This is a genomic window from Motilimonas cestriensis, from assembly GCF_021295315.1.
Classification (GTDB): Bacteria; Pseudomonadota; Gammaproteobacteria; order Enterobacterales; family CBDFNC01; genus Motilimonas; species Motilimonas cestriensis.
Window position 1 is genome coordinate 1 of sequence record NZ_JAIMJA010000048.1, and the last position, 6,246, is coordinate 6,246.

General features: G+C 43.5%; 5 protein-coding genes. All 5 read right to left on the reverse strand.

Going from position 1 to position 6,246, the window contains the following annotated elements; genetic code table 11:
* Positions 1 to 247 precede the first annotated feature (247 nt).
* Positions 248 to 1,135 (reverse strand): prepilin peptidase, encoded by an 888-nt coding sequence (locus K6Y31_RS21690; RefSeq protein WP_282560225.1) that lies wholly within the window; start codon positions 1,133 to 1,135, stop codon positions 248 to 250.
* 33 nt (positions 1,136 to 1,168) lie between these two features.
* Positions 1,169 to 2,407: a type II secretion system F family protein gene (locus K6Y31_RS21695; RefSeq protein ID WP_233055124.1), complete on the reverse strand. Its 1,239-nt coding sequence runs from the start codon at positions 2,405 to 2,407 to the stop codon at positions 1,169 to 1,171.
* Between the two features lie 33 nt (positions 2,408 to 2,440).
* On the reverse strand, positions 2,441 to 4,159 hold the full coding sequence (gene pilB / locus K6Y31_RS21700; protein WP_233055125.1) for a type IV-A pilus assembly ATPase PilB: 1,719 nt from the start codon (positions 4,157 to 4,159) through the stop codon (positions 2,441 to 2,443).
* 72 nt (positions 4,160 to 4,231) lie between these two features.
* Positions 4,232 to 4,636 (reverse strand): pilin, encoded by a 405-nt coding sequence (locus K6Y31_RS21705; RefSeq protein WP_282560226.1) that lies wholly within the window; start codon positions 4,634 to 4,636, stop codon positions 4,232 to 4,234.
* 1,028 nt (positions 4,637 to 5,664) lie between these two features.
* Positions 5,665 to 6,246 (reverse strand): transposase (locus tag K6Y31_RS21710; protein ID WP_233055126.1); only part of this gene is annotated, 582 nt, incomplete at its 5' end.

Here is a 6,246-nt window from a genome sequence, read left to right on the forward strand (position 1 = left end):
GAGGCACAGTGGTGCGAACACATTTGAGGGCCGGGGTAGCTCCCCAAAGAGAGCCCGTATATAAGCACGCATCTTATGCTATGACATCGCAAAACTATTGAACAATACGAGGAGTCCATATAAGCGATATTTGTATCGCGATAAAATCTGCTAGATAACGGCTAATACTTCAAACTCATCGCAGAATAAATTCAGCTCCCACAATGTATTAGCACTATGTGGGATCGATATTTATATCGCGATAAACCTACAAAATCACCGAAAAATACAGCTCAATTAATTCTTGGCCATAAACCAAATACAACCAACCCGCACCCGCTAAATAGGGGCCAAACGGAATTTGCTGACCACGGCCATTTTTTGCTAGCACCATCAAGGCAATACCTGCAACCGCGCCAACAAAAGACGACAACAAAATAATAACCGGCAACGACACCCAGCCAAACCAAGCGCCTAAGGCGGAGAGTAACTTAAAGTCGCCATAACCCATGCCTTCCTTGCCGGTTAGCAGCTTAAAGGCCCAGTAAATGCTCCATAGGCTTAAATAACCCGCGGCAGCGCCTAGCACTGCACTTTGTAAATCGGTAAAGGTGCCAAAACAGTTCGCCAGCAAACCTAGCCACAATAAAGGTAAGGTCAGTTGGTCAGGCAATAACATGGTATCAAAGTCGATAAAGGTCATTGCCACGAGAAACCAAGTTAAGGTCAATGCCAATAATAGCGGCCAACCAAAGGGCACCACAAAAGCGACTGCGACAGACATCAAGCCTGTTAACAGCTCAACCCCTGGGTAGCGCGCTGAGATAGGGTTAGCACACTCACTGCACTTACCTTTAAGTACTAGCCAGCTGATTACTGGGATATTTTCTAATGCGGTGATTTGGTGATTACATTTAGGACAAGCCGAGCGGGGGACAACCAAATTATAACGCGGAGCTACCTCGTCTTCGTTATGAGGAGATTTAAGCTCATCACTAAGCAAAAGTCGGCATTCCGACTGCCAATCTTTTTGCATCATAATGGGTAAGCGGTGGATCACCACATTTAAAAATGAACCGACCATTAGACCTAGTACCCCAGCAAAAACAATAATGGAGGCGGGGTAGGCCTCCATTACTAAAATGACATCTTGCATTGCTGCTTACACCTTCAAATTTGCAACTTTCAGTTAGGCAACAACAGAGCCTAAGCTGAATATAGGGAGATACATGGCAATAACTAAACCACCAACCACTACCCCCAAGACAACCATGATTAATGGCTCGAGTAAGCTGGTTAGTGCATCAACCGCATCATCAACCTCGCGTTCAAAGATGTCTGCAACTTTGGTTAGCATGCCATCCAAATCACCTGATTCTTCGCCGATCATAATCATCTGCGTTACCATGTCAGGAAATACGCCAGTGGTGCGCATTGCTACATGCATCTGCATTCCTGCAACAACCTCATTACGGATGTTTAAAATAGCTGTTCTATAGACAAAATTTCCAGAAGCCCCAGCTGCCGAGATTAGAGCATCAATAAGTGGAATACCCGCTGCAAAAGTCGTCGATAAGGTTCGAGCGAAACGTGCCATGGCAGCCTTGTGCAATATTGTACCGATAACAGGGAGTTTCAAGACAAACTTGTCGGTTTTATCGCGTACATTTTGCGATTTTAAATGTGCTTGTTTAAATGCATAGCCTGCAATAAATGAAACTCCGAATACAACATACCAATAGTTTTGCATAAATACTGAAATACCGATGACAAATTGCGTAAATGCGGGTAACTCAGCGCCGAAGCCACTAAATATTTCTTCAAATTGCGGTATTACAAAAAGTAGTAGAATTGTTGTTACAACAATTGCAACCAGTACTACTGTAATAGGGTAAAACATGGCCTTTTTGATTTTTGACTTCAGTGCTTCTGCTTTTTCCTTGTAGGTTGCAATTCGGTCGTAGATGGCTTCTAACGCACCTGATTGCTCGCCTGAGCTGACAAGATCACAATATAAATCATCAAAGTATTTAGGGTGCTTTCTTAGTGCATCTGATAAGGGCGTACCTGTTTCTACTTCACTTGCTATGCTGCCCATTAAATCTCTAATAGCTGCTTTTTCATTGCTCTTGGCAATAATGTTCAAGCTTTGCACTAATGGTACACCGGCTGACAGCATAGTGGCAATTTGGCGTGAAATAATCGCAATATCCATTGCTTTTACGGTGTTGCCCATCTTGCTAAATATGGATTCAGATTTTTTTGCGATCTTTGTAATATTAACGCCTTGGCGACGCATTTCGGCTTTTAATATAGCTGCTGATTCTGATTGCATTTCGCCAGCAACTTTTTTACCTTTGCGGTTTACACCGCTCCATTTAAAGGTGTAAATTTTTGGCGCACCTTTAACTTTATTTGCTACTGCCATTTGAATTCCTTTAATTGGGGATGAAGGTGTTTACTAGCTCGTTACACGTGTTACTTCAGAAAGGCTAGTAACGCCTTCAACAGCTTTGATAAGAGCTGATTGCCTTAACGTGTGCATGCCCTCTTTTTGAGCAATATCATTCAGTTGCATAGCATTGGCATTATCTAAAATGGCACGGCTGATTGCTTCTGACATCACCATTACTTCATAAATACCGACGCGCCCTTTATAGCCATCAGTACATTTGTCACACCCCACCGCTTTATAAGTAGTAATACCTTTCGCCACTTGCACTTGAGTGTAGCCTAGCGCCAATAACTCTGAGGAAGGGATTTGCTCTGGGGTTTTACAGTGCTCACACAAGCGACGTGCTAGACGCTGCGCCATAATAAGGGTTACCGAAGAGGCTAGGTTAAAAGCAGGCACGCCCATATTCAGCATCCGCGTTAAGGTTTCTGAGGCAGAGTTGGTATGTAACGTAGATAATACTAAGTGACCAGTTTGCGCCGCTTTAATGCCTATTTCGGCCGTTTCTAAGTCACGGATTTCACCTACCATCACGATATCAGGATCTTGACGCAGGAATGATCGCAGTGCGCTAGCAAAGGTTAAGCCGGCTTTTGGGTTAACTTGTACTTGGTTAACCCCTTCCAAGTTAATCTCAACGGGGTCTTCCGCAGTAGAAATATTGCGCTCTGGCGTATTAAGAATATTTAAACCCGTGTACAAAGAAACCGTTTTACCCGAGCCGGTAGGGCCGGTAATTAGAATCATCCCTTGCGGTTTTGCTATAGCATCTAAATACTGTTTCTTTTGTTTATCACTATATCCCAGCGCATGAATATTCAGCTTAGCTGCTGAGCTATCCAAAATCCGCATTACGATTTTTTCGCCCCACATGGTGGGCAAGGTTGAAACCCGTAAATCCATCGATTTGTTTTTCGATAAGCGCAGCTTAATCCGGCCATCTTGCGGGATACGGCGCTCGGCAATATCTAGCTTTGACATTACTTTTAGCCGCGCGGAAAAACGATTCGCCAAATTAATTGGTGGCGTCGCCACTTCGGCTAGTATGCCGTCGATACGCAAACGTACCCGGTATTTTTTTTCATAAGGCTCAAAGTGAATATCTGATGCGCCCTTACGAATCGCATCTGAAAGGATCTTATTTATGTACTTAACAATAGGGGCGTCATCATCGCCCATATTTTGCGCTTCATCGAGACGAGATTCACTCTCATCGATATCAATATCGCCTATTTCTGCGTCATTTAAGTCACCAAGAGCAGACTCATCATCTTCGGTTAACTTAGTAATTGCTTTTTGTAGCTTGTTTTCCTCAACCAGCAAGGCTTCGGTATGCATGGCAAAGCTAAAGCCAAAGTCTTCTAATGCCCCGACGTTAGTGGGGTCGGACATCGCAATGTATAAAGTGTGGCCTTGCGTATAAATCGGTAGCGCATGGTGCTTTTCGATTAGCTTTTCATTGATAAATTTATCGGGAATATCTTCTAATTGAAAAGAATCAAGATCGAGGAGTGGAATGCCATATTCGGCTTCGCAAAAATCAGCCAGCTCTTTTGAAGAGATGTAAGACTCATTAACCAAATATGAAACAAGAGGAATTTTTTCGTTTTTTATCCCTGAGGCAATACTAGGCACTTTCTCTTTTGCAACTAAGCCGCGACTAATCAAGTTTGAAATTAAGCCGTTGGACAGATTGTCTAATCCGCTAGTCGCCTTCTCGTTCATCAATGCTTTACCTGCTTAAATGGAAACAATAAAAGCCCACTAGGGGCTTTATATATTAGTTACGACGGATGTTTATAGGCAAGATTTTGGAGCGTATTCTTTTAGTTTTGTGTCTACACTACACGTCCAAACACCACCAGATGAACGACCTAGAGTAATCTTCCCACCTTCTACTTGGCTTGGTGCTTTGATAATTTCACAGGTAATACCATCGTCATCAGCACCATATGTACAGTTTGCGCTTGAACTGTCTAGGCCTATTGCACCTTTTGTTACTGTGTCGCCATTGTTGATAACCAGTTCAAATTCAGTTTTACGAGATGATATTTCAGCTAGACCAGCTGAAACCTTCGCACCTGCTTGGTATTTAGAGTAAGCAGGTAATGCAACTGCTGCCAAAATACCGATGATCGCTACTACGATCATTAATTCAATTAGGGTAAAACCCTGTTGTAGTTTATTCATTTGCTTGTTCATAAAGGTTGTCCTTCACTTACGGTTTTTATTAGGGATAAGGGTAGGTAACAGAAGTTTATTTAAGGCTTCATTACCTGTGGTGTAACATCTCAAGAAACTTGATCTGACACAAGTTAGCTAGATCATGTTTTCACATATTTACTTTAGAACACAGTGGTGTGTTTCACACTTTATACAGATAAACTTGTCAGAGATTCGTTTAACTCTGCAATCGTTATCACAACAGTATGTGCTCTACTCTGTGTTTTAAGCGACGAAATTGACAGATTCACGCCGCTGTAATTATGTGATTAATCGTAACTGACGCGGCGATTCTAATGAATCTCTCACCTTTTTATCAAGCTATTTCGTATGCTTTTAGCAAAATTGCGACTTTACTCAGTAAAAGCTAAGTCTTGATATTTAAGAAAAAAGTATTACTGCAGTTGATTGCACGTCTAGGTAGGTGGATTTCTAACCTGAATAAATGATGATGGTTTCGCGGTTTTCGCGGTTTTCGCGGTTTTCGCGGTTTTCGCGGTTTTCGCGGTTTAAGCCATAGATGGAAACCGCACCTGTAGGTGTGTCGTACAATTCATCACGAGCGCACAGCCCGTAGGAGATGAGCTTGCTCAGCGAACATCGCAAATTCCCTGAGCAAGCTCAGTCCTACAAAAAAAACACCAATCAACAAGTTCAACATACAAGGAGCGATATTTATATCGCGAATAGGCTCGTTATCAAGCGCAATGAATCACGTTTTTCGCGGTTTAAAAACCGCTTATATGGACTCCTCGTATTGTTCAATAGTTTTGCGATGTCATAGCATAAGATGCGTGCTTATATACGGGTTCTCTTTGGGGAGCTACCCCGGCCCTCAAATGTGTTCGCACCGCTGTGCCTCATCTCCCACACGGTGTTTTCGCGCTGATGTTGCTTAGCGCTTATCACACCCGCGAATTTACAGGCTCTCAGTGGTTGGTCTTACCTATTACTTGCATGCTATTGAATCAATTCTTTACGGTAACGCTGTTGTACTTCGGTGGTAATTAAGCTGCGTTTGCAGCCAACGGTTGCGGTTGATAGTCATTGCCATTGCGTAACATCGCAACTGCCGTTCTGACCGTTTTATTGGCCAGGGCGATAGCGGCACACTTGATGCCTCTTCGAGCTATCAATCCCTTTAACCAACGCTCTTTCTCGGTCGTTGGCTCGCGATGTTTGAGCTTACATACCACCGAGCGGGCTCCTAAAAATAAGCAACTGCGCAAGGTGCTACCTTGTTGTTTTGCTATTCGCCCCATTCTCACTTTTTCACCGCTGGAATGTTGCACGGGTGTCAGCCCTATACAAGCCGCCGCATTGCGACCACTGTCGTAATCACCTCCGCGTAATCGCACTAGCAAACCCAAGGCAGAAATGTGACCAACGCCCTCCAGGGCCATTAACCGGCGACAATCGGCATTGTTTTGCACATACTTTTTGAGCTCAACGTCGCGAGCTTCTTTTTGCTCATGCAGCTCTTCATAAGTTTCATAAGAGTGAGCGATGCCTGCTCGTAATAATGGCGGAAGCTGTTCATCCACATCTTCAAGTATCTCAGGTATTCTGCGATGAAACGCCGACTCCCC

Bases quoted from the DNA above. Each gene is read 5' to 3' on its own strand.
- K6Y31_RS21705 (WP_282560226.1), bottom strand. From the start codon at position 4,636: ATGAACAAGCAAATGAATAAACTACAACAGGGTTTTACCCTAATTGAA.
- K6Y31_RS21690 (WP_282560225.1), bottom strand. From the start codon at position 1,135: ATGCAAGATGTCATTTTAGTAATGGAGGCCTACCCCGCCTCCATTATT.
- pilB (WP_233055125.1), bottom strand. From the start codon at position 4,159: ATGAACGAGAAGGCGACTAGCGGATTAGACAATCTGTCCAACGGCTTA.
- K6Y31_RS21695 (WP_233055124.1), bottom strand. From the start codon at position 2,407: ATGGCAGTAGCAAATAAAGTTAAAGGTGCGCCAAAAATTTACACCTTT.